Source organism: Streptomyces sp. NBC_01426, from assembly GCF_036231985.1.
Lineage (GTDB): Bacteria > Actinomycetota > Actinomycetes > Streptomycetales > Streptomycetaceae > Streptomyces.
In genome coordinates, this window is sequence record NZ_CP109500.1 from 1,313,958 (window position 1) to 1,340,286 (window position 26,329).

The 26,329-nt window shown below is 73.5% G+C and carries 25 protein-coding genes and 1 riboswitch; of the genes, 7 read left to right on the forward strand and 18 right to left on the reverse strand.

What is annotated here, in order from left to right; translation table 11 throughout:
* Positions 1-18: 18 nt before the first annotated feature.
* Positions 19-1,233 (reverse strand): MFS transporter, encoded by a 1,215-nt coding sequence (locus tag OG906_RS05900; RefSeq protein WP_329440671.1) that lies wholly within the window; start codon positions 1,231-1,233, stop codon positions 19-21.
* Positions 1,234-1,396: 163 nt separating this feature from the next.
* On the opposite strand from OG906_RS05900, the gene OG906_RS05905 reads away from it, so the two are divergent.
* A complete protein-coding gene (locus tag OG906_RS05905; RefSeq protein ID WP_267829014.1) occupies positions 1,397-1,858 on the forward strand; it encodes a MarR family winged helix-turn-helix transcriptional regulator in 462 nt (153 codons plus the stop codon).
* Positions 1,859-1,947: 89 nt separating this feature from the next.
* Here OG906_RS05905 and OG906_RS05910 read toward each other — a convergent pair whose 3' ends face one another.
* The 5 genes from OG906_RS05910 to pdxR form a co-directional block, all read right to left on the reverse strand.
* On the reverse strand, positions 1,948-2,490 hold the full coding sequence (locus tag OG906_RS05910; protein ID WP_329440674.1) for a hypothetical protein: 543 nt from the start codon (positions 2,488-2,490) through the stop codon (positions 1,948-1,950).
* Entirely contained in the window at positions 2,487-3,143 is a 657-nt protein-coding gene (locus tag OG906_RS05915; protein WP_329440676.1) for an RNA polymerase sigma factor, read from the reverse strand. The genes OG906_RS05910 and OG906_RS05915 overlap by 4 nt, the downstream gene beginning before the upstream one ends.
* 8 nt (positions 3,144-3,151) lie before the next feature.
* Positions 3,152-3,649 carry an LPXTG cell wall anchor domain-containing protein gene (locus tag OG906_RS05920; protein WP_329440678.1) on the reverse strand — a complete coding sequence of 166 codons (498 nt, stop codon included), beginning with the start codon at positions 3,647-3,649 and terminating at the stop codon, positions 3,152-3,154.
* Between the two features lie 158 nt (positions 3,650-3,807).
* Positions 3,808-4,722, reverse strand: a complete 915-nt coding sequence (locus OG906_RS05925) for a nitroreductase/quinone reductase family protein (protein WP_329440682.1) — start codon at positions 4,720-4,722, stop codon at positions 3,808-3,810.
* A 352-nt stretch (positions 4,723-5,074) separates the two neighbouring features.
* Positions 5,075-6,622, reverse strand: coding sequence for a MocR-like pyridoxine biosynthesis transcription factor PdxR (gene pdxR / locus OG906_RS05930; RefSeq protein ID WP_329440684.1), 1,548 nt, complete (start codon positions 6,620-6,622; stop codon positions 5,075-5,077).
* Positions 6,623-6,651: 29 nt separating this feature from the next.
* Between pdxR and OG906_RS05935 the strand changes: the two genes are divergently transcribed.
* On the forward strand, positions 6,652-7,581 hold the full coding sequence (locus OG906_RS05935) for a DMT family transporter (RefSeq protein WP_329440686.1): 930 nt from the start codon (positions 6,652-6,654) through the stop codon (positions 7,579-7,581).
* A 48-nt stretch (positions 7,582-7,629) separates the two neighbouring features.
* Entirely contained in the window at positions 7,630-8,541 is a 912-nt protein-coding gene (locus tag OG906_RS05940; RefSeq protein ID WP_329440688.1) for a helix-turn-helix domain-containing protein, read from the forward strand.
* On the opposite strand, the gene OG906_RS05945 is transcribed toward OG906_RS05940, so the two are convergent.
* Positions 8,529-11,966: an endo-alpha-N-acetylgalactosaminidase family protein gene (locus OG906_RS05945; RefSeq protein WP_329440690.1), complete on the reverse strand. Its 3,438-nt coding sequence runs from the start codon at positions 11,964-11,966 to the stop codon at positions 8,529-8,531. The genes OG906_RS05940 and OG906_RS05945 overlap by 13 nt on opposite strands.
* Before the next feature lie 150 nt (positions 11,967-12,116).
* Positions 12,117-12,488, reverse strand: a complete 372-nt coding sequence (locus OG906_RS05950) for a YbjQ family protein (RefSeq protein WP_267826701.1) — start codon at positions 12,486-12,488, stop codon at positions 12,117-12,119.
* A gap of 249 nt (positions 12,489-12,737) precedes the next feature.
* On the opposite strand from OG906_RS05950, the gene OG906_RS05955 reads away from it, so the two are divergent.
* The gene (locus OG906_RS05955; RefSeq protein ID WP_329440694.1) at positions 12,738-13,223 is read left to right on the forward strand and encodes a hypothetical protein; all 486 of its coding nucleotides are present in this window, start codon (positions 12,738-12,740) and stop codon (positions 13,221-13,223) included.
* A gap of 87 nt (positions 13,224-13,310) precedes the next feature.
* Here OG906_RS05955 and OG906_RS05960 read toward each other — a convergent pair whose 3' ends face one another.
* From OG906_RS05960 to OG906_RS05970, 3 genes are all read right to left on the reverse strand, one after another.
* A complete protein-coding gene (locus tag OG906_RS05960; RefSeq protein ID WP_267826700.1) occupies positions 13,311-13,670 on the reverse strand; it encodes an NTP pyrophosphohydrolase in 360 nt (119 codons plus the stop codon).
* A 45-nt stretch (positions 13,671-13,715) separates the two neighbouring features.
* Positions 13,716-16,082: a phosphatase domain-containing protein gene (locus OG906_RS05965; protein ID WP_329440695.1), complete on the reverse strand. Its 2,367-nt coding sequence runs from the start codon at positions 16,080-16,082 to the stop codon at positions 13,716-13,718.
* A 120-nt stretch (positions 16,083-16,202) separates the two neighbouring features.
* Positions 16,203-16,634 (reverse strand): VOC family protein, encoded by a 432-nt coding sequence (locus OG906_RS05970; RefSeq protein WP_329440697.1) that lies wholly within the window; start codon positions 16,632-16,634, stop codon positions 16,203-16,205.
* 154 nt (positions 16,635-16,788) lie between these two features.
* Between OG906_RS05970 and OG906_RS05975 the strand changes: the two genes are divergently transcribed.
* Entirely contained in the window at positions 16,789-17,559 is a 771-nt protein-coding gene (locus tag OG906_RS05975; RefSeq protein ID WP_329440698.1) for a YoaK family protein, read from the forward strand.
* 63 nt (positions 17,560-17,622) lie between these two features.
* On the opposite strand, the gene OG906_RS05980 is transcribed toward OG906_RS05975, so the two are convergent.
* Positions 17,623-18,582: a tellurite resistance/C4-dicarboxylate transporter family protein gene (locus tag OG906_RS05980; protein WP_329440700.1), complete on the reverse strand. Its 960-nt coding sequence runs from the start codon at positions 18,580-18,582 to the stop codon at positions 17,623-17,625.
* A gap of 193 nt (positions 18,583-18,775) precedes the next feature.
* Here OG906_RS05980 and OG906_RS05985 point away from each other — a divergent pair, with 193 nt between their 5' ends.
* Positions 18,776-19,450 carry a hypothetical protein gene (locus OG906_RS05985; RefSeq protein ID WP_329440702.1) on the forward strand — a complete coding sequence of 225 codons (675 nt, stop codon included), beginning with the start codon at positions 18,776-18,778 and terminating at the stop codon, positions 19,448-19,450.
* A 73-nt stretch (positions 19,451-19,523) separates the two neighbouring features.
* On the opposite strand, the gene OG906_RS05990 is transcribed toward OG906_RS05985, so the two are convergent.
* Entirely contained in the window at positions 19,524-20,150 is a 627-nt protein-coding gene (locus tag OG906_RS05990; RefSeq protein WP_329440703.1) for an alpha-ketoglutarate-dependent dioxygenase AlkB, read from the reverse strand.
* Positions 20,151-20,210: 60 nt separating this feature from the next.
* Here OG906_RS05990 and OG906_RS05995 point away from each other — a divergent pair, with 60 nt between their 5' ends.
* Positions 20,211-20,381 carry a hypothetical protein gene (locus OG906_RS05995; RefSeq protein ID WP_443067358.1) on the forward strand — a complete coding sequence of 57 codons (171 nt, stop codon included), beginning with the start codon at positions 20,211-20,213 and terminating at the stop codon, positions 20,379-20,381.
* Between the two features lie 23 nt (positions 20,382-20,404).
* Here OG906_RS05995 and OG906_RS06000 read toward each other — a convergent pair whose 3' ends face one another.
* From OG906_RS06000 to OG906_RS06020, 5 genes are read right to left on the reverse strand one after another with little or no spacing between them, the layout of a single operon-like run.
* Positions 20,405-21,187, reverse strand: a complete 783-nt coding sequence (locus OG906_RS06000) for an enoyl-CoA hydratase (protein WP_329440705.1) — start codon at positions 21,185-21,187, stop codon at positions 20,405-20,407.
* A complete protein-coding gene (mmsB, locus tag OG906_RS06005; protein WP_329440707.1) occupies positions 21,184-22,098 on the reverse strand; it encodes a 3-hydroxyisobutyrate dehydrogenase in 915 nt (304 codons plus the stop codon). The genes OG906_RS06000 and mmsB overlap by 4 nt, the downstream gene beginning before the upstream one ends.
* Positions 22,095-23,168 carry an enoyl-CoA hydratase/isomerase family protein gene (locus OG906_RS06010; RefSeq protein ID WP_329440709.1) on the reverse strand — a complete coding sequence of 358 codons (1,074 nt, stop codon included), beginning with the start codon at positions 23,166-23,168 and terminating at the stop codon, positions 22,095-22,097. The genes mmsB and OG906_RS06010 overlap by 4 nt, the downstream gene beginning before the upstream one ends.
* Positions 23,165-24,313 carry an acyl-CoA dehydrogenase family protein gene (locus OG906_RS06015; protein ID WP_329440711.1) on the reverse strand — a complete coding sequence of 383 codons (1,149 nt, stop codon included), beginning with the start codon at positions 24,311-24,313 and terminating at the stop codon, positions 23,165-23,167. The genes OG906_RS06010 and OG906_RS06015 overlap by 4 nt, the downstream gene beginning before the upstream one ends.
* A gap of 5 nt (positions 24,314-24,318) precedes the next feature.
* Positions 24,319-25,818, reverse strand: coding sequence for a CoA-acylating methylmalonate-semialdehyde dehydrogenase (locus OG906_RS06020; RefSeq protein ID WP_329440713.1), 1,500 nt, complete (start codon positions 25,816-25,818; stop codon positions 24,319-24,321).
* A gap of 226 nt (positions 25,819-26,044) precedes the next feature.
* Positions 26,045-26,223: riboswitch (cobalamin riboswitch) on the reverse strand.
* Between the last annotated feature and the right edge of the window lie 106 nt (positions 26,224-26,329).

Here is a 26,329-nt window from a genome sequence, read left to right on the forward strand (position 1 = left end):
GTGTCGGGGAAGGGCGGGTCAGTGGTGTGCGGGGACGGCGGTCTCGGGGGTCGCGGCGGCGACGATCCGGCCGCCGCCGGCGCGGGCGGCCGTACGGCGCTCCAGCGCGCCGGAGGCGACGGCGAGGACGAGCGCGGAGGCGGCGAGGGCGGCGCCGACCCAGTTCGGTGCGGTCCAGCCGAGGCCTGCGGCGAGGACGAGCCCGCCGAGCCAGGCGGCGAGGGCGTTGCCGAGGTTGAAGGCGCCGATGTTGACGGCGGAGGCCAGGGTGGGGGCGCCGGCGGCCTGGTCGAGGACGCGCTTTTGCAGCGGGGGCACGGTGGCGAAGCCGAGGGCGCCGATCAGGACGATGGTGACGGCGGCGCCGAACCTGTTGTGGGCGGTGACGGTGAACACGGCCAGGACCACGGCGAGCGCGCCCAGGGACACGTACAGCATCGGCATGAGGGCCCGGTCGGCGAACTTTCCGCCGATGAGGTTGCCCGCGACCATGCCGAGGCCGAAGAGGACGAGCAGCCAGGTCACGGAGGCGCCGGCGAATCCGGCGACGTGGGTCATCATCGGGGTGATGTAGGTGATGGCGGCGAAGACCCCGCCGAAGCCGAGCACGGTCATGGCCATCGCCAGGAGCACCTGGACGTTGCGGAAGGCGGCCAGCTCGTGGCGGATCCGGACGCCCTCGGGGCGGGGCAGCTCGGGGACCAGCTTGGCGATGCCGAGCAGACCGAGCACGCCGAGGCCGGCGACGATCAGGAAGGTGACGCGCCAGCCGAGGGTCTGGCCGACGAGGGTGCCGAGCGGTACGCCGACCACGTTGGCGACGGTGAGGCCGGTGAACATCATGGCGATCGCGCCGGCCTTCTTCTCCGGGGCGACGAGGCCGGCGGCGACCACCGAGCCGATCCCGAAGAAGGCGCCGTGGGCGAGGGAGGCGACGACGCGCCCGGCGAGCATGACGCCGAAGGCCGGGGCGAGGGCGGAGATGACGTTGCCGACGACGAACAGGCCCATGAGCAGCATCAGCATGCGCTTGCGGGGGATGCGGGTGCCGAGGATGGTCATCAGCGGGGCGCCGAGGACGACACCGAGCGCGTAGCCGGTGACCAGGAAGCCCGCGGTGGGGATCGAGACGCCGTAGTCGCCGGCGACCTCGGGGAGCAGGCCCATGATCACGAATTCGGTGGTGCCGATCCCGAAGGCGCCGATGGCGAGTGCCAGGAGTGCGAGAGGCATGAGGGGGTGCCCTTCAGGGGGGAGGTTGCCTGTGCTGCCGCTTCACTTGCTGTCGCGGCTTACGTGCGTCCACATTAATTGCAGACGCGGGATATTTGCAAGCGCGGGCTATTGCGGCCGTGACCTATCCTGGGGGGACACGCTTCGAAGGAGGAGCCCGCCCATGACCGCCACGGACAGTGCACTCACCGCCCTCTCCCAGGGCTGGTGCGCCCTCTCCCTCCTCCACGGCCGGATCGAGGCCCACATCGAACGGGCCCTCCAGGCGGGCCACGAACTGAGCGTCCGGGAGTACTCGCTGCTGGACGTGCTCAGCCGCCAGCACAGCGGCCCGGGCGGCCACCTGCGGATGCACCAGGTGGCCGACTCGGTGGTGCTCAGCCAGAGCGCGACGACCCGACTGGTCAGCCGGCTGGAGGACCGCGGGCTGCTGAACCGCTACATCTGCGACACCGACCGCAGGGGCATCTACACCGACGTGAGCGAAGCCGGCCTGAGCCTGCTGACGGCGGCCCGACCGACGAACGACACCGCCCTGCGCGAGGCCCTCGACGAAGCGGCACGCAACCCGGAACTCGCCCCGCTGGTCGCGGCGGTGGAGAACATCCGCACGGTCTCCGCGTAACCCGGTACCTGAACGACAAGACCCGGGAGAGACGGCACAGGCCGTCTCTCCCGGGTCTTGTCGTTCAGGTACCGGTGCAGGGCAATGTCCTAGTTGCCCCGGCTCGGGCTGGCCGAGGGGAAAGGGGCGGACGAGGGCGGGGCGGACGGGGACGGGGACGGCGTCGGCGGGGGCGCCGAGGGCGACCGGGACGGGGGCCGCGGGGAGCCCGTCGGGCCGCTCGGGGTCGCCCTGGGGGCTCCCGACCGGCTCGCGGCGGGGGACGGGGGTCGCGACACGGGGGGCTCCGCACTGCCGCCGGTCGGACCGGGCGTCCGGGGCGGGGTGGGGCTGGGCGACTGCTGCGACGGCGACGGGGTGAACTCGGGCGGCGCGGCCGGCGGGACCGGACGCGGCGGGGCCGTGTCCGGGGTGAGCAGGACGTACGCGGTCACCGCCGCGGCGGCCGCCGCCAGGCCGGCGACGGACCACGACAGTCGTCGCAGCCACGCCGTGGTCGGCGCGAGCCGTCGCAGGTGGGGGCCGGGAGGGGCGGCGGGGCGCAGCGCCACGACGGTCACCTCGTCGGCTCGCGCGGCCAGGGCCTGCCGCAGCCGCCGTTCGACCCGGCGTTCGTCGGCGTCGTGCGTCATACCCGTCCCTCCAGAATCCGTTCCAGCGCGTCCAGGGCGCGGCTCGCGTTCGATTTCACCGCGCCCCGGCTGATCCCGAGGGTGGTGGCGATCTCCGCCTCGCTGAGGTCCGCCCAGTAGCGCAGCACCAGGACCTGCCGTCGGCGCGGGGTCAGTCGCCCGAGCGCGGCGAGTACCTCGCGGTGCGATTCGTCGAGGACGACGGCGGCCTCGGCGGACGGCATGTCGGCCGTCACGGGCGGGTTCCAGGCGCGGGCGGTGCGTCGGCGGCGCAGCACGGAGCGGGAGGTGTTCACGACGGCGGTGCGCAGGTAGCCGAGCGCGTTGTCCACCTCCTTGATCTCCTCTCCGTGCCGACGGTAGAGGGCGGTGAAGGCGTCCTGCACCACGTCCTCGGCGGTGGCCAGGTCGTCGACGAGGAGCACCGCGAGGCGGACCATGCGCAGCCGGTGCGCGTGGTACAGCTCACTGACGGTGGGCGGGGTCGGGGCGTCGCCGTACCCGGTGGTGTACCGGGCGTCGGTGTGCGCGTACCCGCGCTGGGGCGCCTCGGGGGCGGGCCGGTCGCGGCGGAGCAACAACGCCCACAGGCCCCGCCACGCCCGGCCGAAGCCGGGCGTGAGGGGGCCGACGGTTGGTGCGAGGTGGAGCACGGGGGTCCTCAGTTGGCGGCGCGGCGCCGTACGGCGTACAGGGCGCCGGCTCCGGCGGCCATGAGGCCGACGGCTCCGGCGCCCAGCGCCACGTTGGTCGAAGAGGAGCCAGTATGCGCGAGCTCGGCCCCGTCGGGCGAGGGCGAGGAACCGGGGGCGGCCGGGGCGGCGCTCGGCGAGGCGGAGGGCGGGGTCCCGCCCGGGCTGGTCGGGCGGGGGCTCGGCTTGGCGCTCGTCGAGGGAGAGGGCGAGGCAGAGGGCGGCGTGGCGCCCGGGACGGACGGCGTCGCGGTCGGAGGGGTGCTGGGCCGGGCGGTGGGCCGGGCGCTCGTCGGGGCGGTCGGCGACGCGGACGGTATCGCGCTGACGGCGGGCGCCGGGGCGGAACTCGACCCGCCCTGCGCGGCGAAGGCCGGCCCGCCCAACGCGACGGCCACCCCGGCGGCGACCGCGGTGACGGTCGCCGCCCGGCGGGCGGACAGGGTGACGCGCTTCAGGTTCTTCACGGTGGTACTCCACGGTCGTGCGGTCGGGACGAGGACGTGGAACCACGCCCTTCACCCCCGCACGACGCGCGACCGTCCCGGAGGTTGCCGCCGTTTCCGAAAAACTTTTCCGCGTGTGCCGTGAGGTGTTCTCCGTCCGCCGGTTCCGGGGCCCGCCGTCAGGCTCCGCCGGGCGGTCCCGGGGGCCAGGGGACGTCGGCCAACAGCGGCAGCAGCACCTCCTCTTCGTGGTCGAGGTGCGCGTTCAGCGCGTCCGACATCCGCCGCAGCTCGCTGCGGAACCGCTCCGGTTCGGCGACGGCGAGATCGCCCAACAGGGCGACCAGCGCGCCCTGGAGACGTGCGACCGTACGGTGCTCCGCGCGGAGCCGGTCGAACACGTCGGACAGGGCGGGGTGGTGGACGGCCATCCCGGGGAACAGGTGCGCGTCCTCGGTGGTGTGGTGGAACTCCAGGGACCGGCAGAAGGCCAGGCAGCGCTGTCGGATCTGGAGCCCGAGCGACGGGGGCGGCGGATCCCCGGGACCCGAGTGCGCGGCCCGTGCGACGAAGTGGGCGTCGACCTCGGCGCCGACGTGTCGGAGCTGCGCCCGCAGCCAGGTGTGCGTCTCCAGCAGCTTGTCGGCCAGGGTCGCGATCTCGCGCGGCGGCTCCCAGCCGTCGGGTTCGGCGCGCCGCAGCTCGACGACGGGCAGGATCCGGGTGGTGCGGGCCTGATAATCGGCGTACCCGGGGGACCTGCTCTCCACGTACGCGAACAGTTCCGCGCGCCGGGGTTCTTCGGCCGGGACGGCGAGGGCCTCGAAGCTCTCGGTCCCGAGTTCCACGCGGACCACGGGGTGGGCGAGCAGGTTGTGGTACCAGTCGGGGTGGCGGGGGCCGCCCAGGTCGGAGGCGACGAGCAGCAGGGCGTCGTCGTGGCGGACGTATCCGAGCGGGGTGGTCCGCTCGGTCCCGGTACGGGCGCCGGTGGTGGTCAGCAGCAGCAGGTCCGCCCCTTCGAAGGGGCCGCCGACCTTGCCGTGGTGGGCGCGGAACTCCTCGATGACGGATCGGTTGAACGGTGTGGGCATGCGGATGTCTGTCTCCGGTACGTGGGTGGAGGCACGCGTCGCGGCGCCGGAGGGGTGTGTCCGGCGTGCGGCATGCGGTGTGAAGGGGTGGCGGGAGGCCACGTGGAACGGACCGCGAGGCGGGACGCGCGGGAGCGACGCCGCCTCGGGCTGCTCGGCGTCAGATGCGGAGCGCGGAGTGCGAACTCATGGAGTGTCCCCTGAGTGAAGGGTGATCGCCCGACTGCCGGCCGGCCCACTGCTCTGTGGCCGGCGCCACGCGACACCGTTCCCCATTACACGCACGCGGCGCGCGTCTGTCAACGCCGAGGCTCCTTGCCGGAGATGGCCGGAGGCGACGGCCGGGCCCGGCTCACCGGAGGCGGCGCAGTGCCTCGCCCAGGAGCGCGACGCCTTCCTCGACGTCGCCGACCGGACCGGCCGCGTATCCGAGGATCAGGCCCGGCGGGCCCGGGGCGAGTCGGTGCCAGGACAGCGGGTGCGCCTTGACGCCCAGGCTCAGGGCGGCCGTCGCGAGGGCGGTGTCGTCGAACGCTGCGCCGTCGAAGGTGACCATGAGGTGCAGGCCGGCGGCCGCGCCGTGGACGCGGGCGCCGGGCAACTCGGTGGCGACCGCGCGCAGCATCGCGTCCCGACGGCGGCGGTGTCGGCGCCGGACGTGGCGCAGGTGACGTTCCAGTTCGCCGGAGGCCATCAGGCGGGCCAGTACGAGTTGGGGCAGGACGGGATTGCCGAGGTCCGCGTAGCGCTTCGCTTCGACCAGTGCGTCGCGCAGCCGCGGGGGAACGAGCAGCCAGCCCAGGCGGAGCGCGGGCGCGAGCAGTTTCGAGACGCTTCCCGCGTAGCAGACGGCCTCCGGCAGGAGGGCCCGCAGGGCGGGTACCGGGGCGCGGTCGTAGCGGTGTTCGGCGTCGTAGTCGTCCTCGATGACCACTCCCCCGGCGGCCGCCCAGGCCAGCAGTTCGCGGCGGCGTTCACCGTCGAGCACGACCCCGGTGGGAAACTGGTGCGCGGGGGTCAGCAGCACCGCCCGTGCTCCGCTCGCGCGGAGTCGGGCCACGTCCAGTCCGGCCCCGTCCACCGGTACGGGCACCATCTCCATCCGTCCGTACTCCAGTTGTTGCCGGGCCCCGAGCGAGCCGGGGTCCTCGACCGCCACCCGGTGCACTCCCTCCGCCCGGAGCACTCCGGCCAGCAGTCCCAGGGCCTGGGCCACGCCGGCGACGACGATCAGCTCGGCCGGGTCGGCGCGGATCCCGCGGTTGCGCGCGAGCCAACCCGCCACCGCCTCGCGCAGCGCGGGCGCGCCCTGCGGGCTCCCGTAGCCGAAGTCGCTTGGGGTGAGTTCCGCGAGGACGCGGCGTTCGGCCTGGAGCCAGGCCGTGCGCGGGAACGCGGCCAGGTCCGGCACCCCCGGTGACAGGTCGATCCGGCAGGGCACGGCGCGCAGCGCGTCCACGAGCGCGGTCCCGGCCGTCGGGGCGGGGAACGGGGAGGTCGACGCCGCCCCTGATGCATCGGCGACCGTCGAGGCCCTCGCGGGCGTGGGCGTGTGGTGCGTGGGGGCGGGGGTGGGTGTGGGGGTGCGTGGTGGCGCCGTGAGGGGGGCCGCCACCACGGTCGTGCCCGCCCTCCCCCGGCCGACGACCTGTCCGGCGTCCGCGAGCCGCTGGTAGACCTCGGTGACCAGCCCCCGGGACACCCGAAGTTCCGCCGCGAGGACCCGGCCCGCCGGGAGTCTGCTGCCCACCGGCAGGGTGCCGTCATCGATGGCGGCGCGGATGCGGGCCGTGAGCCATTCGGTGCGGCCGCCGGGAGGTGCTTGATCGATGTCGAGCAGCAGGAAGTCCGATCCCTCGGCTTTGGACCCCTGGATATGACCTTCATTGGCACTGCTCACGGGTCCAATCCTGCCAGAGGCTGAGCGGCATGAACCCTTCCGCTCCCGCGGCACCGCTGCGCGACCTCGCCCCCGGCATCGCCGGCATGGTGCTGGTCGGCAGCAGCGTGTCCGTATCCCGCGCCCTCGTCGACGCCCCGCTGTTCGCCACCCAGGCGGTCCGGTACACGGCTGCCGCCCTGATCCTGTGCACCCTCGCCCGGGCCTCCCGGATCCCGATCGCGCGTCCCCGGGGACGGGAGTGGCTGTGGCTCGGCGGGGTCGCGGCCACCGGGCTGGTGCTGTTCAACGTGGCCGTCGTCCGGGGGGTCGCGCATGCCGAACCGGCCGTGATCGCCGTCGCCGTGGCCGCCGTGCCGATCGTCATGGGCCTGGTCGGGCCGCTGTTGGAGGGCGGCCGGCCCAGCCGTCGGGTGGTGACGGCCGCGCCGGTCGTCGTCGCCGGGGCCGTGCTGGTGGAGGGAACGGGGCGGAGCGACGCCGCCGGGGTGGGCTGGGCGGCGCTCGCGCTGGGCTGCGAGGCGGGGTTCACGCTGCTGGCGGTGCCGGTCCTGGGGCGCCTCGGCGCGTGGGGTGTCTCCGTGCACGCCGTGTGGATGGGGGCGCTGATGTCGGCGGGTCTCGCCGTGCTCGTGGAGCACCCCGCCGAGCTGGTGGAACTGGGTCCGTCCCAGTGGGCGGCCGTCGGGCACCTGGCCGTCATGGTGACCGCCGTGGCGTTCCTGCTCTGGTACCGCACGGTGGCCGCGGTGGGTTCCGGCCGCGCCGGGCTGCTGACGGGCGTCGCGCCGATCGCGGCCGCGGGGGTCGGGGTGGCGACGGGCGGGGCGGTTCCCGGGCCGGCGGTATGGGTGGGCCTGGCGGTGGTGCTCGCCGGGCTGGCGCTGGGGCTGCGCCCGCCGGGAGCCGTGAGGGCGGCGGCTCCCGGGCCGGCCGAGGCCCGGCCGGCCGCTCCGTGAGGGGCCTGCGGGCTTGAGGCTCCCGGCCCGGTGGATCACAATCCGCAGATGTCGACGCTCCCGTACAGCGGTTCCTCATACAGCGGTACCTCGTACAGCGGCCCCCCGTACAGCAGTTGGATGCGTTACCTGTCGCCGACCGCCAACCACCGCCGGCTGGGCCTCGTCTGCCTCGGCGTGGGAGTGCAGGAAGGGGCGCTGCCGGTCGTGGGCCCGCGGGTGTTGGACCACCACGTGGCGGTGGTGGTCAGTCGCGGCCGGGGCTGGTTCGGTCATGCCGGCCGGCCGCCGCAGCCCGTGACCGCGCCGGCGCTGCTGTGGCTGGTACCGGGGGTCGAGCACCACTACGGGCCCGATCCGGGCGACGGCGGCTGGGACGAGTGCTTCGTGGACTTCGCCGGCCGTGGCGTGGAGGCGTACACGGACCTGGGCTACGTCACCCCGGACCGGCCGGTCGTGCCGCTGAGCGACACGGCCGGGGTACGGCACGTGGTCGACGGGATCGTCCGGGCGGCCCGGCGGGGCGGCCCGCTGCTGGAGGTGGAGGCCGCCGCCGGGGTGCACGCCCTGCTGGTGGCCCTGCGCTACGCCCGCGCCGAGGTGTCCCGGCACGGGGACGCGGTGATGGACGCGCTGGCCCGGGACGCGCTGTTGCCGATCTCGGTGGCGGAGCACGCGGCGCGGCTCGGGATCACGCTGGCGGAGCTGCGCGGGGCGGTGCGGCGTGCCACCGGCGAGGGGGTCAAGGAGTACCTCCTGGGGATCCGTCTGAGCCGGGCGAAGGAGCTGCTGGCCCGTACCGACCTGCCGGTGGCCGGGATCGCCCGGCGGGTCGGCTACGAGGACCCCGCGTACTTCAGCCGGCTCTTCAGCCGCCGGGTGGGCATGGCTCCGGTCCGGTTCCGCGGCCGGCAGTCACTTCAGCGGCGGCAGCCGCCGCCCGACCCTCAGGGCCGGTAGCCGACGTCGAGTTCCGCCATCGAGGTCCACGGGTTGCCGTTCACCTCCCGCGTCGCCCGGAGCCTGACGTGGCGGGCCGTTCGGGGGGCGAAGGTGACGTCCTGTCGCGCGGCGCCGTCCGGGAAGGTCCCGGAGGCGGCCGCCGCGCCCCAGTTCACCCCGTCGATCGAGGTGAACACCTGGAAGTCGGCGATCCGGCCGTTGCTCTGCGCCTGCCGGGGCAGGGCGTGCAGGGCCGACACGTTGTAGGCGGCGCCCAGGTCAAGGGTGATCTCGTGCGGCATCGGCGCGGCGCCGCCGTACCAGCGGGTGTGCCAGAAGGTGGAGGCGTCGCCGTCGAGGACGTTGGCGGCCGCGCCGTTCTCGGCGGCGGTCTCCTCGCTGTCGACCGCCTCGACCCTCATCCGGTCCTGAGGCACGAGCAGTTCGCCGCCGGCGCCCGGACCGAGGTCGTCGACGGTGAGGTCGTCGAGGATGAGGTCGGCCTGGTCGTGGGAGTCCTCGGCGGTGACCTTCCGTACGCCGAACCATGCGTCGGCCCCGGCGGTGAAGGTCTTGGTGAAGGTGGTGGCGGTGCGGGCCTGACCGAGGGCGGTGGCGCTCTCCGTCGTGCCGGAGCCGACGACGAACCGGTAGTCGCCGGCGAACCCGTTCTCGTAGCGGAAGTCGACCCGGTAGGAACGGCCCGCGGTCAGCCGCAGCGTCTGCGGGAGGGTGCGGTACACGAGGCCGGGCCGCTCCTCGTGCGACTTGAGGGAGTTCTGTCCGCCGATCACGTCGTCGACCAGCTTTCCGTTCCAACCGGCTTGCGTGTAAGGGGCGTTGCGCTGCGCGATGTGGGTGCGGGGATCCGTGGCCGAGCCGCCCGCGCCGCCGAAGGCGAAGGGGCCCCAGCCCGCGTCGACGTGCTCGAAGTCCTCCGCGAACCAGTGGCCGCCGAGCGGCGTGCGGGCGGAGCGGACCACGCGCACGTCGTCGAGCACGACCGTGCCGGGTCCGGTGGCCGCCGAGAGGGTGAGGGTGGCCGAGTCCCGGCCGGCGGGGACGTCGAAGAGCACCTTCATCCGCTGTGAGGTGGTGCCGTTCTTGTCGCTGCCGCCGAGGTTGTCGGTGAGCGGTGAGGAGTCGGCGTACACGGAGGCCGCGGCGCCGCCGGTCGGGGTGACGGCGAGGGTGGCGGCCCGGCCCGTCGGGGTGGTGACCCACACGGAGGCCGCGTACGTGCCGGGGGTGAGACCGGTGAGTCGTTGGGAGACGGCGGGCGAGGTCCCGGCGGCCATGGTCAGCTCGTTCTGCCCCCGGGCGTTGCGGGTGACGGTGGCGCCGGTCCCGGTGACGCTCCAGGCGGTCAGGTCGCCCGAGTGGAAGGAGGGGTCCTTGACGGGGGTGCCCTCGCCCCACTGCGGGTCGGCCTGGGCCGGGGCGGGGCCGTCGGTGACGACGTACGCGGTCCTCGCGGCGGCGTCGAGGGTGATCCGGCCCGCGGTGACGGGCAGGTCTGCCACGAACTGCCGTCCGGTGTCGGTCAGTCGGTGCAGTCTGGGCGCCGTCCAGCCGGCGGGGAGGGTCCAGGTGGTGGCGCCGCCCGTGTCGTTCCAGTGGTACAGCTTGCCGTCGCGCGGGAGCAGGAAGTTCGACCCGCGCAACACGGTCCGGCCGTCGGTGGTGATGGTGCGGGTGCCGCCCGCACCGGTGACGGTGGTGCCGTCGGCGAGGGTGACGGTGTCGGCGGTCCACTTCACGATCGGCGACCGCTGGAGGTACTTCGTCGGCAGGTTGGTGGCGAAGGTGGTCCTGAGGAACGCAGTGAAGTCGGTCTTGCCCTTCCAGCCCTCGTACGCGGTGACCTCGGCGCCGCCGAGCAGCGGGTGGCGGGCGATCCAGTCGTCCTTGGCGTGGTTGGCGATGAAGCGGGCGATGGTCGAGTTGACGCCCTTCAGGTCGGTGCCGCCGTAGTCGACGTCGGCCGCCCAGTGGTGCCACAGGGACTGTCCGGTGAGGGTCTGGGGGAACTCCGTGGCCAGCTGGAAGCCGAGGGAGCCGATCTCGCGCTGGAGCGCGCGGGAGACGTAGCCGTCGCCGTACCAGACGTCGACGTAGAGGAAGTCCAGACCGGGAGCGGCCGCCTTGAGGTCCCGGAGCCGCTTGAGGCGCTGCCCGGACTGGCCGTCCCGGCGGGTGTCCACGTAGTACGACTGGTCGAGCCAGTCCCAGCCGAGGCCGCCGGTCTGGCGTGCCGGGTCGAACGTGGCGGAGACCGGGTACTCCTCGGTGGCGTTGACGTGCACCCCGAAGTCGGCGTTGTAGGCGTGGCCGGCGGTGGTGAGGGTGTTCAGGTCGACGGCGCCGCCCTGCTTGGAGCCGATGTTCGCGTAGTCCATGTGCGCCGAGTCGTGGCCTTCGGAGGCGTACCCCTTGAGCAGGACGAACTGGCCGAGGCCGTCCGTGGCCAGGTTGACCCGTTTGGTCTCGTCGAGGGTCTGGGCGAAGGGGTGGGTGGCCTGGGAGGCGAAGTTGAAGGGGATGCGCTGGACGACCCGGTTCGCGGTGTCCTGCCAGCCGGTCGGCGGGGTCCAGATGTCGCGGTGGGCGACGGCGGCGTCCTGCCAGTCGACGACGGAGTCGGCGTTGCGGTCGGCGGTGACCGCGACCCGGGCGTACGGGAGCGGCTCGGTCTCGGAGTCGGCGGCGCCGGCGGCCCGGTGGAGCCAGGCGCCGCTCCACAGGCCGGCGCGCCGGTGGGAGCCCTTGGCGACGATCTGTCGGGCGATGCGCCCGTTCTCGCGGGCGGTGCCGCCCGAGGGCTGGTCGTAGAGGGAGTTCGAGTCGATGGCAGCGGCCAGCCTGCCGGTGTTGACCAGGCCGTACATCACGGTGGTCGCGGCGGGGTCCGCGGGGGTGGAGGCGGTGATCGGGGTGAAGGTGTCCCCGGTTCCGGTGGTCGCGGTGTGCATGACGGCCGTGGCCAGGGCGGCACCCGGCTGGTCGCTCCGGACGCTGACGAGGTTGTGGTCGGGGATGGCGAGGGTGCGTACGCGCAGGTCTGCGGTGTCCTCGATCGCGGTGACCCGGAACTCGACGACCGAACCGGTCACCGACAGACGGGATCTGACGGTGACTCCGGAGAAGGTCAGGACGTAGTCCACGGCGGAGCCGGAGGGCGTCGAGGTGACGGTGGGGGTGTAGGCGGTCCCGTTGACGAGGAGGGTGGTGATCGGGTCCTCGTTGCCGTTCAGCGCGTCCCCCGTGGCGCGCCGGGTGTAGTCGACGACGCGGGGGAAGGCGGGGTCCACCCTGACGGCCAGTTCGGGTGAGGTGATGGTCACGGGCGCGGCCTGCGGGGCGGCCGACACGGGTGGGGTGACGACGAGGGTGGCGATGAGACCGGCGACCGCTGCCGCGGCCGGCCAGAGGGGGATGCGCATCGGGCCTCCGGGAGTCGGCGCTTCCTCGCGGAAGACCGCACGGCTCCGGAGCCCTGCGGTCCGCTCACTGTTCTGACAGCTTGCGGACCGGGGCGGGGAAGGCCCATGGACAAAGCGGGGCCCCGTCCTGGACTTACGTGCGCCGCCGGTTCAGCCGGCGGGTACCAGGACGACGGCCGTGCCGTACGCGCACACCTCGGTGCCGACGTCGGCGGCCTCGGTCACGTCGAACCGCATCATCAGCACGGCGTTGCCGCCGCGCGCCTTCGCCTGTTCGATGAGCCGCTCCATCGCCTGGTTGCGGGTCTCCACCAGGGTCTTGGTCAGCCCCTTGAGCTCGCCCCCGATCATGGACTTCAGGCCCGCGCCGATCTGGCTGCCCAGGTGTCGGGAGCGCACGGTGAGGCCGAAGACCTCACCGATGACCCGCTCCACCCGGTAGCCGGGCACGTCGTTGGTCGTCACCACCATGACACCGGTCTGCTCGGCGCCGGGGCCGCCGCCGTAGTCTTCGATTCCCATGCGTCCCACTCTGGATCCGCGGGCCGTGCCGCGCATCCCGGCGGCCGTCGGGCGGCGGACCGGGCCGGCGGGCGGCCGGTGGGCGGTCCGACGCGACGCGGGCGGCACATTGGGCATTTCGGGCTAAACGGCGGTGCGTCGCCGGAGTCCGGGGGTGCCGCGTGGTCATAGTCGTCCGTGGCAACCGCCAGGTTGCCGCCCGGCCTGCTCGTCGCGGTCGGGCGGATGTCTTTGCAGAGGAGCCGGCTCATGCTGAAGCCCACCAGGACCATCCTCGCTCTCGCCACCGGAGGCCTGGTGCTCGGCCTGGTCGGCGCGGGCACCGCCATCGCCGACGAGGGCCCGATGGACGACATGTCGGGGCACGAGAAGGTGATCCTCGACGGTGACGACGACGACTACGACGGTGACTACGACCGCCCGCGCCACGTCTGGGGCAAGGTCGTCTCGCGCGGCCCGCTGAAGGTCCGCAGCAAGCCGAGCACCCGCGCGTACGTCCTGGGCAAGGTCCAGCCGCACCAGAAGCTCGCCCTGGAGTGCAAGACCCGCGGCGAGCGGGTCGAGGGCAACAACATCTGGTACCTGCTGGCCGACCGGGACCGTGAGAACGGCAACGACGGCATGAACGAGGACGAGGACCGCACCGAGCGGATGAACCACAAGGACCGCAAGGACCGCTGGGTCTCCGCCCGCTACGTCGACAACCTCTCCCCCGTGAAGTGGTGCCGCAACTGATCGGTGGCTCCCACGCCCTGACGGCCGAGGGTCCGGTCCCCCGCTCACGGGGGGCCGGACCCTCGGCCGTCGTACGGGCGGTCCGGATCAGTCCGCGGGGCGCACGGTGCGCGGTCCCGCGCAGCGCGCGCCGTACGCCTCGACGCGCGAGCGCAGTTCCCGGTCGGCCGTGACCACGACGCGGTCGCGCCCCGCGTGGGCCGCGACGAGTTCCACGATCCGGTCGTCGCCGCTCCCGGGCGCGGAGTCCACGCGTACGCCCGGCACGGACTCGACGCCCCGGGCGGCTCCCTCGACGACCAGGACGATCTCCTCGCCGGCGTCCCGTTCCGCGAGCCGGTCCCGCAGCCGCTCGGCGGCGCCCCGACGGTCGCGCCACCAGCCGTCCGGGACGGACCCGACGACGTTCGCCCCGTCGACGATCAACACGGTGCCGGTCGCGGTCACGGTGGCTGCCCTCCGTCAGAAATCGCCGTGTCAGAAGTCGCCGGATCAGAAGTCGCCGTAGTTGACCTGCCAGGTGGGCAGGCCCATCCGGCGCCAGACCGCGACCACCCGGTCCCGGTCGTCGAGCGAGACGCGTACCGCGTAGCGGTGGCGCACGTGCGCGTCGAACAGCTCGGCCTTGACGACGTCGTCGCGGCGGGTGTCGCCGGCCGCGCGCATCCACAGCTCGTCGTACGGCACCTGGTGGCGCCGCAGCCAGGACTCCGTCTGCGGGCGGTGTTCCTCGCCGCGTCCGGACAGCAGCACGATGACGTCCCCGTGGGCCCGCCGGAAGGCGTCGAGCGCGCCCCGCACGGAGTCGTTGAGCCGGTCGAGTTCGCAGCGCGTGAAGTCGTACGGTCCCCGATCGCCGATCAGGGCGAGCGTCCCGTCTATGTCGCACATCACGGCGGAGGGCAGCGACGGGTCGGCGACGTACGGCTCGACGGGGGGCTGGTCGTTCAGCCACTCGGCGGTGAGCTTCCAGCCGCCCTTGCGGGACTTGGCGTGCTTGTCGGCCAGGATCCGGATGATCTCCTCGCCGACCTGTCGCTCGCGGGCGGCGTCCCGACGCAGGCACTCCTCCAGCGGCACGTCGGTGAAGTCGTGCACGACGAAGGTGGCGCGCCCGCCGACGGCCGCCTTGAGCCGCTTGGGGATGTTCGGGGTGAGGTGGGTGTTGTCCACGACGACGTCGAAGCCCCCCTCGACCGCCGCGCGCAGCGCCGCGTCCTGGATCTCCAGGACGGTCTGCTCGTGCTTGTACGAGTGGCCGCGCCCGTGGTCGTGCCCGTCGAGCATGCCCCGGAGGTCGTCCAGGTTGACGCGTCGCATCCGGCCGCCGGACTCGGCCTGCAGGGCGCGTGCGGCGGTGGTCTTGCCGGAGGCGGGCAGGCCCGTCATGACGTGGACCACGGGCAGGGGACGCACGGGCGGCGCGTCGGCCGCCGGGGGTTCGCCCGCCGCCGGACCGGGCTCGCCGGCCGACGGCTCGCCGGCCGACGGCCGGGTGGCCGAGGGGCCGGTGGCGGAGGGGCGCGCGGCCGACGAGGCGGTCGCCGACGGCGCGGTGGCCGCACGCGCGGCGACCGGGGTGACCGGCCTGCCCGCCGCCGCCGACCTGACCTGCGCGGGCACCGTCTTCGCGCCGTCCCCGGGCCTGGGCGCGTTCTCCTCGTCCGTCAGGAAGGGGACGGAGGTGTCCGGCCGCAGGGAACGCCAGGTGACCAGTTCGGTCGACTTCCCGTCGAGCCGCAGGAACATGGTGGAGCGCAGGATGCCGGCGGGCAGCTGCTTGGCGGCGCGCGCGAAGGCGCCCCGGTCGGCGGCCAGGTGCGCCAGGCCGGCGAAGGCCTCGTCGATGGTGCGCTCGCGCTCCGCCGCGGCCGCCTCCAGCCGGTCGATGACCTTGCGGACCCAGGCGTCGAACTCGTCCGGGACCTGCGCCAACAGCGCGTCGAGCGGCTTGCCGCCCCAGGCCTGGAGGTCGGCGACGGTGCACTGCAGGCCCTGGGCCAGCTCCTTCGCGGGCAGGCCGGCGAAGCGCTGCACGCCGTGGCTGCGCCAGATGTCCCGCTCGTTGACGCCGGTGAGCACCCTGTGCAGGCGCACGTACTCGGCGATCTTGGCCTTGGCCCGGACGCCCGACGCGAAGCGCAGCACGTACCCCTCGGCGTCGGTGCCGGTGGACGTGCCACCTCCGAGCAGGGTGTTGGCCTCGGTCAGCGCGACGAGTTCGGCCAGGGGCATGGCGGGCCACACCTTGACGACGGCGCCGACGGGCGCCCAGTGCGCGGCGGCCTCGGCGAGCGGCACCTCGGTGCCGTCCGCGCCGAACGCGGCGAGGAGCACCAGGTCGCGGCGCTCGCCGTAGTCGACGACGATCCGGTTCTGCGGGTACAGGATCTCGGCGAGGTAGGTGACGCCCGGCACGAGCGCCGAGGTGTCCAGGCCGTCGAGCCGGCGCTGCGCCCAGGTCGCCTGGGTGCTGATGAAGGAACCCTTGGACGCGACCCGCCACCGGTCGGCGTAGTGGAAGACCACGGCGAGGCTGCCGTCGACCTTGTCGTAGACCTCGAACGGCTCGTCGGGCAGTGCGGGGGCGTACGGTTGGCCGGACTCGTGCTCGCCGACGTTGAAGAACTTCGGCAGCGGCAGGGCGACGATCCGCCCGGTGGTGTCGTCGGCGACGAGACCGCGGCAACGCCTGGTGACCTGGTTCCAGACCTGCTCGTACTGAGCGGTGCGCGTGTACGTGTAGATGGACAGCGGCAGTTCGGGGTGCGACTTGCGCGTCACGTACCCGGCGTCGATGGCCGCGGCGAGATCCTGGGCGGGCAGCAGTGCGTGAAGAGTCAGGTGGTCCTGGCTCATGGGGTTCCTCCCGGTTCGAGATGCCGCATTCTCTCGTGCGGGAGACGTGCGCCGATAGTCAATTATGGTCGGATACCCGGGCTGATCAGGGGTTCCTCGGTGGCGTGCGGGTTCCGCGGGCTATCGCGAGATGCAGAGCTCATTGCCCTGCGGGTCGAGGAGGGTGGTCCAGACGCTCGGCCCCTGGCGGCCTTCGTGGAGGCGCTTGGCGCCCTTGGCGACGAGACGCTCGACCACGGCCTCGTGGTCGGGTCCGGTGCGCACGTCCAAGTGGACGCGGTTCTTGACCGTCTTGGCCTCGGGTACGAGCTGGAAGAGGATCCGGGGCGCGACCTCCAGCCCGTCCGGGTGGCGGATCCCGGCCCCCGCCTTCCAGACGAGGACGCCGCGGTGGGTGGTGGTGTCGTCGTCGGTGGCGTGTCCGGCCTCGATCATGCTGCGGATGAACGCCTCGTCACTGGGCTCCACTTCCCATCCGAGGGCGTCGGCCCACCAGTCGGCGAGCGGGTGCGGGTCGGTCGAGTCGACGGTCACCTGAAACGTGTAGGCCATGCAGGGACCCTACTGAGCGGTGCGCGGGCGCGCCACAGGAACGTCAGCCGCGTCGTTTCGCCTTCGGCGCCCCGGTGATCGGTACCGTTTCCGGCACGTGTTCGGGCTTCGTCCGCCGGACGTCATCGGCCACTGCGCCTCATGGGGGCACCGGATGGGATCCGACCGCGCGGGGAACGACCGGGGCGGGATCCTGCGGGCGTTCGCGGACCGACTGTTCCCTCCGGTGTTCCCTCCGGCGGGGGACGGCGGCGGCGGAGCCGCCCGGCCGCACGGGCTGGTGCCGCCACTGCTGGTCGTTTTGACCTTCGTGAGCGGTCTGGTGGACGCCGTGAGCTACCTCGGTCTCGACCACGTGTTCGTCGCCAACATGACGGGGAACGTGGCCCTGCTCGGCTTCGCCCTGGCCGGTGACCGGGAGCTGTCCGGCGCCGCGTCGATCCTGGCCCTCGCCGCGTTCCTGCTGGGGGCGTGGGCCGCCGGACGGTTGCGCCGGTCCGGGGCCGGCGGCGGGAAGGGACTGTTCGGGCCGCTGGTGGCGGTACAGGCGGTGTTGGTGGCGGGGGCGTTCGCCGTGTCCGTGACCGGCGGCGGGCAACTGCTCCTGGTCGGACTGCTCGCGCTCGGCATGGGCCTGCAGAACGCCGTCGTCCACCGGCTCTCCGTCCCGGACCTCACCACGACCGTGGTCACCCGTACGTTGACGGGGCTGGCGGTCGACTCCTGGGGTCCCGCGTCGGTACGCCGGGTGGTCTCGGTGGTGGCGTTGCTCTGCGGGGCGCTGTGCGGCGGGCTGCTGACCCTGAACCACGGCTCCCGCTGGGCGTTGCTGGCGGCGCTCGTCCTGCTGGCCTGGGTGGCCGCGCTGGGTCTGCGCGGCGCGGGCTCCGGTCCGGAGCCCGGTCCGGAGCCCGCCGGAACGTAGCCGCGCACCGGTCGCCGAGGGGCTCGGACGTCGGCCGGTCGCCGACCGGTGCGTACGTCGCCCTCAGTGCGCGCCGGTGGTGCGCCGGTCCAGGGCGAACGCCGCACAGGTCATCACGCAGGCGGCCACGGCGATCCACAGCAGCACCTCCCCCACCGGGCGCAGCCAGGCCACGCCCGTCGGGTCGGCGGCCGACAGGCAGGCGGTGGCCGTCATGCCGAGGGGGAAGACGGTGGACCAGCGCCGGATGTCGTAGCGGGGGCGCGGGCGGCGCAGTTCGGCGGTGAGCAGGACGACGTACCAGGCCAGTGAGAGGCCGAGGGCGACGAGGGTGGCCGTGCGCAGCCCCGTGTGCACCGCCCCCGTCCAGATCGGCGCGGCGGTGAGCTTGGCGCCCGCGAGGGCGGTGATGGACAGCGCCCCGCCCGCCACCCAGTGGTCCCCCGCCCCGCCGGTCACCTCGTGGAGGTCGAAGCGGGCCAGGGCCAGGCCGTACAGCAGCACGCCCAGACAGAAGAAGGCAAGTCCCGCCCGGCCGAGCCAGTCCTGGTGGAGGGTGACGCACAGCGTCGCCGCGAGGACGGCCAGTCCCTGGGTGGCCACGCAGACGAGGAAGACCGCTCCCGGCATCCGCCGCTTCCAGTGCCGCAGGACGTGGTGCAGCAGGAACGGCCAGAGCGCAGCGGCGAGGGCGAGCAGGCCGGCGGCCACGACCTCCAGGCCGGACTGGGCGAGGCGGGCGCCGAGCACGGTGGTGGCGGCGACGGCCGTCAGGGCGGGTGGGGTGTAGGCCTCGGACCGGAAGCGACGGCGGTCGGCGATCAGGCGGAGGCCGAAGTCGGCGGCCAGTACGAGCCACAGCGCCCCGGCGACGGCGAGCGCGGCCAGCGACAGGATGTCGTGGCCGATCAGTTCCAGGCCGATGGAGAGGATCCCGGCGGCCATGACGGCGGAGCCGGCGGCGGGCGGGAGTCCGGCCCACCAGCGGTCTGCGCGCACGAGGCGCCCGGGGAGGAGGCTCACCCCTCCAGCGGACACCCGTCGGCGGCGACCCGCCAGCCCACGTCCGCCCGCGTACCGGCGGCGCCCCCGGCACGCGGGCGGCGCGCCGGCGGCGCGTCCTCGGCGCGTCCTCGGCGGGGGAATGCGCCGGAGTACCGTACCCGGGTGCGGGCGGGGTGCCAGTCTGGGAGGACCACAACCTTGGGGGCCGGCCATGGAACGTGAGGAACGGCAGCGGGCACAGCACACAGGGCACGAGGTACGGCCCTCAGCGACGGCGGGCGGGCACGGGTCGTACGGACCGCCGTCGCAGCGTCGGGCGATCCGGACCCCTACGTTCGCCCCGCACGACGAGGAGCGGCAGCGGCAGGAGTTCCTCACCGGGACGGTGCCGGCGGCGGGCGCCTGCGTGATCCTCCCGGTGGGCGTCGCGCCGGACGCGGACGCGTCGCCCTCGTTGTTCGTCATCACCGTCCACGAGGACGAACGGACCTACGGACCGGCGCCGGCGCTGCGCGAGGCGTTCGCGCTGCTCGACGCGCGGGGGGCGCAGGAGACGAGCCGGGGGTTGGACGTGGGGTGCGCGTGGTCCGGTTTCGGCGGGGTCAGGCCCGTGGTCAAGCTCCGGCTGGACTTCCGGGTGCCGCGCACGGCGCCGGCCAGGTCGACGGTGTCGATCGCGGTGCCGGCCGATCCGTACGCCGAGGTCTGGCACCACGTCCTCGACGGTGGGCTGCTCGGCATCAGCACGAAGGCGCGGCTGGACCGGGTCACGAGCCTGCCCCGTTCGTCGTTCGCCGCCGGACTGGAGGCCTGTCTGCTGCTCGGCACGGGGCCCTCGCCGGGGTGGGAGCGGCTGATCACGACGCACGAGTGGCCGCACGGCTGAGCGGGCCGGGCGACCGGGCGGGCCGGGCCCTGCCAGTCGGCGTGGGCCCTGCCGGTCGGCGTGGGCCCCTGCGTCACATGACGCCTCGGGTACGGAACTGGATGCTGACGCGGGGGCCGACGGCGCGGGTGGACTTGGGCACCGCGTGCTCCATGGTGCGCTGGCAGGAGCCGCCCATGACCACGAGGTCGCCGTGCCCCAGCGGCAGCCGCAGCAGGGTCGGGCCGCCCTCGCGCGGGCGCAACGCCAGGTCGCGCGGGTCTCCCACGGAGACGATGGCGACCATGGTGTCCTCGGTGGCGGAGCGGCCGGTCCGGTCGCCGTGCCAGGCGACGCTGTCCTTGCCGTCCCGGTAGAGGCACAGTCCGGCCGTCACGAACGGTTCCCCCAGTTCGGCGGCGTAGTGGCCGGTCAGCGCCGTGCGGGCGTCGGTGAGCGCGGGGTGCGGGAGTGCCTCGCCGGCCCCGTAGAAAGCGAGCAGTCGGGGTACGTCCACGTCCCGTTCGTACATCCGGCGTCGCTCGGCCCGCCAGGGGACGTCGGCGGCGAGTCGTTCGAACAGCGCGTCGGAGCCGGACAGCCAGCCGGGCAGGTGATCGACCCAGGCGCCGGCCCCCAGCTCCGTGCGGCGCAGTGCCGCGAGCGGGCCGAGGCGGATGTCGTCGGCCTGGTCGAAGAGGGAGCCCTGAAGCGCGTGCATGGTTCCAGCCTACCCCCACAACCGAACACATGCTCGAATAGCGAGGGCGCGAACCCGGCCGTGACGGCGGTGGACCTGGGGCCGGCCGCGTACGGTCGGGCCCGCGCGGAACTGCTCTGCGACATCCTCGCCGGCCGGGCCGCGCCCGACACCGTGCGCCGGCACGCGTGGACCCTGCGGACGCGCGCCTCCACGGACGGGACGGGCGCCTGCGTGGACCCGGCCCGCTGACGGGCCGGCCCCGCTCCCCCGGGTCAGCGGTGGGTGAATCCCGCGGCGCGCTTGTCCACGAAGGCGCTCATGCCCTCCTTCTGGTCGGCGGTCGCGAACACCGCGTGGAACAGCCGTCGTTCGAAGCGGACGCCTTCGGCGAGGGTGGTCTCGAAGGCCCGGTTCACGGCCTCCTTCGCCATCATGGCGACGGGCGCGGACATGCCGGCCACCGTCGCGGCGACGGCGAGGGCCTCGGTGAGGAGCTCGTCGGCCGGGACGACGCGGGAGACCAGTCCGGCCCGCTCCGCCTCGACGGCGTCCATCGTCCGTCCGGTCAGGCAGAGTTCCATCGCCTTGGCCTTGCCGACGGCGCGGGTCAGTCGCTGGGAGCCCCCGATGCCGGGGATGACGCCGAGTTTGATCTCCGGCTGCCCGAAGACGGCGGTGTCGGAGGCGAGCAGGATGTCGCAGAGCATCGCGAGCTCGCAGCCGCCGCCGAGGGCGTACCCGGAGACGGCGGCGATGGTCGGCGTGCGCAGGGCGCCGAGTCGGTCCCAGGCGGTGAACCAGTCGCCGAGGTACATGTCCATGTACCCCTGCGGCTGCATCTCCTTGATGTCCGCGCCGGCCGCGAAGGCCTTCGTCGAGCCGGTCAGGACGATGCAGCCGATGTCGGGGTCCCGGTCCAGGGCCTCGGTGGCGGCCACGACCTCGGTCATGACCCGAAGGTTGAGGGCGTTCAGCGCCTTGGGGCGGTTGAGGGTGAGCAGCGCGGTGCGACCCGTGCGCTCGACGAGGATCGTCTCGTAGGGGGTCTCGGTCACGTGGTGGGTCCGTTCCGGTGCGTGGTGGTGGCGCGCAGGGTGTGGACGATGCCGGAGAAGTCCTGTGTGGCTCCGTCCCCTTCGGCGAACGCGGCGTACATCTCGGCGGCGCGCCCGCCGAGTCCGGCGTCGATGCCGCCCGCGCGCAGGGCGTTGGCGGCGAGCCCGAGGTCCTTGGCCATGAGCGGTGCGGCGAAGCCGGGGCGGTAGTCGCGGTTGGCGGGGCTGGCCGGAACCGGGCCGGGTACCGGGCAGTTGGTGGTGAGGGCCCAGCACTGGCCGGACGCGGTGGAGGCCACGTCGTACAGTGCCTGGTGGGACAGGCCGAGGCTCTCGCCCAGGACGAAGGCCTCGCTGACCGCGATCATCGAGATGCCCAGGATCATGTTGTTGCAGATCTTCGCGGCCTGTCCGGCGCCCGGTCCCCCGCAGTGCACGATCTTGCCGCCCATGAGGTCCAGCAGCGGGGCGGCCTCGGTGAACTCGGACCCGGCGCCGCCGACCATGAAGGTCAGAGTCGCGGCCTCGGCGCCCGTCACCCCGCCGGAGACGGGCGCGTCGAGTGCCCGGTGGCCCGCGTCGCCGGCGGCCGCGTGGGCTCGGACGGCGTCCTCCACGTCGATGGTGGAGCAGTCGATGAACAGGGTTCCGGGCTTGGCGGCGGCGAGCAGCCCCTGTTCCCGGTAGAGGGCCAGGACATGGCGACCGGCCGGCAGCATGGTGATCACCACGTCCGCCTCGGCGGCGGCCTCGGCCGCGGAGTCCGCGATCTCCACGCCGGCCGCCATGGCGGAGGTCAGCGCGGCGGGGGCGAGGTCGAAGCCGATCACGCGCCGGCCGGTCGCGGCGAGGTTGGCGGCCATCGGGCCGCCCATGTGACCCAGCCCGATGAAGGCGATGACGCTGGTCACCAGGGCACCTCCTGAGGAGAGTCGGTGGCGGCGAGACGCAGTTCGCGCCCGTCGTCGAGGGGGGCGAAGAAGCGGGCCACGTCGGCTTCCGTGACCTCTTCGAGGGTGGCCGGCGACCAGCGGGGGGCGCGGTCCTTGTCGATGACCTGGGCGCGGATCCCCTCGACCAGGTCGGGCGAGCGCAGGGCCGTGCAGGAGACCCGGTACTCCTGTTCCAACACCCTTTCCAGTGGCCCCGCTTCCCGCGCGCGACGCAGCGCGGCCAGGGTGACCTTGAGGGCGGTGGGCGACTTGGCCAGGATGGTCTCGGCCGCGTCCTTGGCCTCGGGTTCGCCGCTCGCGAGGAGCCGTTCGACGATCTCCTCGACGGTGTCGGCGGCGTAGCAGTGGTCGATCCACCCGCGCCTTCCGGCCAACAGCCCGGGAGGGGCCTGACCGACGTGGAGGGCCAGGGCGTCGTGCACGGGCGCACCCGCGAGGTCCGCCGAGAGTCGGTCGAGCCGATCGGCCGGGACGAAGTGGTCCGCGAGGCCGCACAGCAGCGCGTCGGCCGCGCCCACCGGCGCGCCCGTCAGGGCCAGGTGGGTGCCCAGTTCGCCGGGCGCGAGCGCCAGGAGGTAGGTGCCGCCGACGTCGGGAACGAAGCCGATGCCGGTCTCGGGCATGGCCACGCGCGAGCGTTCGGTGACGATGCGGACGTTGCCGTGCCCCGAGATCCCGACCCCGCCGCCCATCACGATGCCGTCCATCAACGCCACGTACGGCTTGGGATACCGGGCGATGAGCGCGTTCAACCGGTACTCGTCCCGCCAGAAGTCCGCCGACGCCGAACCCCCGGCCCTGGCGTCGTCGTGGATGGCCCGGATGTCACCCCCGGCACACAGCCCCCGCTCGCCGGCGCCGGAGACGACCACCGCCTCGACGGCGGGATCGCCGCGCCAGGCGGTCAGGGCTTCCTCGATGCGCAGCACCATGGGGTGAGTGAGCGCGTTGAGGGCCTTCGGGCGGTTGAGGGTCAGGCGGCCCGTGCGGCCCTCGACGTGAACCAGGACGTCCGCTGCGTCGGTCATCGCAGGTTCTCCGTCAGGCCGCGGGCGACGATGACGCGCATGATCTCGTTGGTCCCTTCCAGGATCTGGTGCACACGGAGGTCGCGGACGATCTTCTCGATGCCGTACTCGCTCAAGTAGCCGTATCCGCCGTGCAGTTGGAGCGCACGGTCGGCGACGGTGAAGCCCGTGTCGGTGGCGAAGCGCTTGGCCATGGCGCAGAGCTGCGCGGCCTGCGGGTCGCCGTTGTCGAGGGCCTGCGCGGCGGTGCGGACCAGGGCGCGGGCGGCGGTGAGTTCGGTGGCCATGTCGGCGAGGCGGAACTGGAGCGCCTGCGCGTCGAGCAGGCGGGCTCCGAACGCCTCGCGGTCGGCCAGGTGCGCGAGGCTGCGGTCCAGTGCGCTCTGGGCGCCGCCGAGCGAGCAGGCGGCGATGCCGAGCCGGCCGCCGTTGAGGGCGGTCATGGCCATGCGGAACCCGTCGCCCTCCGCGCCGAGCCGGCGCGTGGCGGGGATCCGCACCCCGTCGAGGACGACCTGGCGGGTGGGTTGGGCGTTCCAGCCCATCTTGCGCTCGTCGGGGCCGAAGGAGAGCCCCGCGTCGGAGCGTTCCACGACGAAGGCGGAGATTCCGCGCGGCCCGTCGGCTCCGGTGCGGGCCAGGACCACGTACACGTCGGAGGCTCCGGCGCCGGAGATGAACTGTTTCACGCCGGTCAACACGTAGTGTTCGCCGTCGCTTTCGGCGCGGGTGCGCAGCGCGGCGGCGTCCGAGCCCGCTCCGGGCTCGGTCAGGCAGTAGCTGCCGAGGGTGCGGGCGGAGCAGAGCCCGGGCAGCCAGCGCTCGCGCTGGTCGGGGTCCCCGTACCGGTCGATCATCCAGGCGACCATGTTGTGGATGGAGAGGTAGCCGGCGATCGAGGGGCAGCCGGTGGCCAGCACCTCCAGGACGAGCACCCCGTCGGTCCGGGTGAGCCCGGAGCCACCGGACTCCTCGCGTACGTGGATCCCGGCGAGGCCGAGGTCGGCGGCGCGGCGGAGCACGTCGACGGGGAAGTGCTTGTCCTGGTCCCAGGCGATGGCGTGCGGGGCGAGTTGTTCCTGCGCGAAGTCGAGGGTGACCTCGGCCAGGGCGAGTTGGTCCTTGCTGAGCAGGGTCGTGGTCATGCCGGTCACCCCATCGTCGGAATGGTGAAGCTTGCGCCTTCCTTGACGCCGGAGGGCCAGCGCGTGGTGACGGTCTTGGTGCGGGTGTGGAAGCGGATGGAGTCGGGGCCGTGCTGGTTGAGGTCTCCGAAGCCGGAGCGCTTCCAGCCGCCGAAGGTGTGGTAGGCGACCGGGACGGGGATGGGCACGTTGACGCCGACCATGCCGGCGCCCACCCGCCGGGTGAAGTCGCGGGCGGTGTCCCCGTCGCGGGTGAAGATGGCGACGCCGTTGCCGTAGGGGTGCTCGCTGGGCAGGCGCAGCGCCTCCTCGTAGTCGGCGGCGCGTACGACGCTCAGCACCGGCCCGAAGATCTCCTCTCGGTGGATCCGCATCCGGGGGGTGACCCGGTCGAAGAGCGAGGCGCCGGCGAAGTAGCCGTTCTCGTGCCCGGGCAGGGTGAACCCGCGTCCGTCCACGACGAGTTCGGCGCCCTCGGTCACGCCGATGTCGACGTAGCGGTTCACCCGGTCGAGGGCGTCGCGGCTGACGAGCGGGCCGAAGTCGGCGTCCGGGTCGTCGGAGGTGCCGATGCGCAGGGCGGCGATCCGCTCCTTCAACTTGGCGACCAGCGCGTCCGCGGTCTCCTCCCCCACGGGGACGGCGACGGCGATCGCCATGCAGCGTTCGCCCGCGGAGCCGTAGCCGGCGCCGATCAGGGCGTCGGCGGCCTGGTCGAGATCGGCGTCCGGCATCACGATCATGTGGTTCTTGGCGCCGCCGAAGCACTGGGCGCGCTTGCCGTGGGCGGCGGCGGTGGCGTAGATGTGCGCGGCGATCGGGGTGGATCCGACGAAGCCGAGGGCCTGGACGCGCGGGTCCTCCAGCAGGGTGTCGACGGCCTCCTTGCCGCCGTTGACCACGTTGAGGACGCCGGGCGGCAGGCCCGCCTCCAGGAAGAGTTCGGCGAGCCGCAACGGGACGGAGGGGTCTCGTTCGGAGGGCTTGAGGATGAAGGCGTTCCCGCAGGCCAGGGCGGGGGCCGCCTGCCACAGCGGGATCATCGCGGGGAAGTTGAAGGGGGTGATGCCGGCGACCACGCCGAGCGGGACGCGCAGCGAGTGCACGTCGATGCCGGAGCCCGCGTTGTCGGTGAACTCGCCCTTGAGCAGGTGCGGGATCCCGGCGGCGAACTCGACCACCTCCAGGCCGCGTTGCAGGTCGCCGTGCGCGTCGGCGACGGTCTTGCCGTGTTCGGCGGACAACAGTCGCGCCAGGGCGTCGCGTTCACCCTCGACGAGTTGGAGGAAGCGCAGCAGCACGCGGGCACGGCGCTGCGGGTTCCACTGGCCCCATTCACGCTGGGCCACCTCGGCGTCGGCGATGGCCCTCTCGGTGTCGGCGCGGCCGGCCAGGGGGACCCTGGCCTGGACCGCTCCGGTGTTGGGGTCGTGGACGTCGGCGTACAGGCCGGAGGTGCCTGAGGTGTGCTTGCCGCCGATGAAGTGGGTGAGCTCGCGGACCATCGAAGCCTGCTCTCGTCAGGTGAGATCCGAGGAGGGCGCGACGAGCCGGCGGCGCGGCACCGATCGGGGTGCGCGGCGCGGGGCGGGTCGCGGGACAGTGAAGGCGTGGCTGCCTTCGGTGAGTCACGAACGCGCGGACAGGGCCGCGCACTTCGGGTACTCCGCCGGATCACCTGGGCCGTGGTCACGTACCGGTGCCATGCGTGTCTGCTCCATCCTCGTGGACAACACGGAACACCCCGCGGCCGGTATCCTGACTCCCGGATCAACGCGCGCTCTCCGGCCTTCCCAACGGGTTTCCCCGTCAGTGGCCTGTCCTGCTGGAAGAGCACACTCCTCGGTCACAGTGGCGGGACCGCGTCGGATTCACACCGACTTCCCTGCACCGCGGGCTTGCCCAGGAACATATAGTTGGACGTCCTAGTAAGTCCACCCCCGCCCGTCGTTCCGGGCGCGTCGCGCGAGCGCCGCTCCACCGCGAGTGGCCGGAAATCGCCGTGGCGGGGCTCCC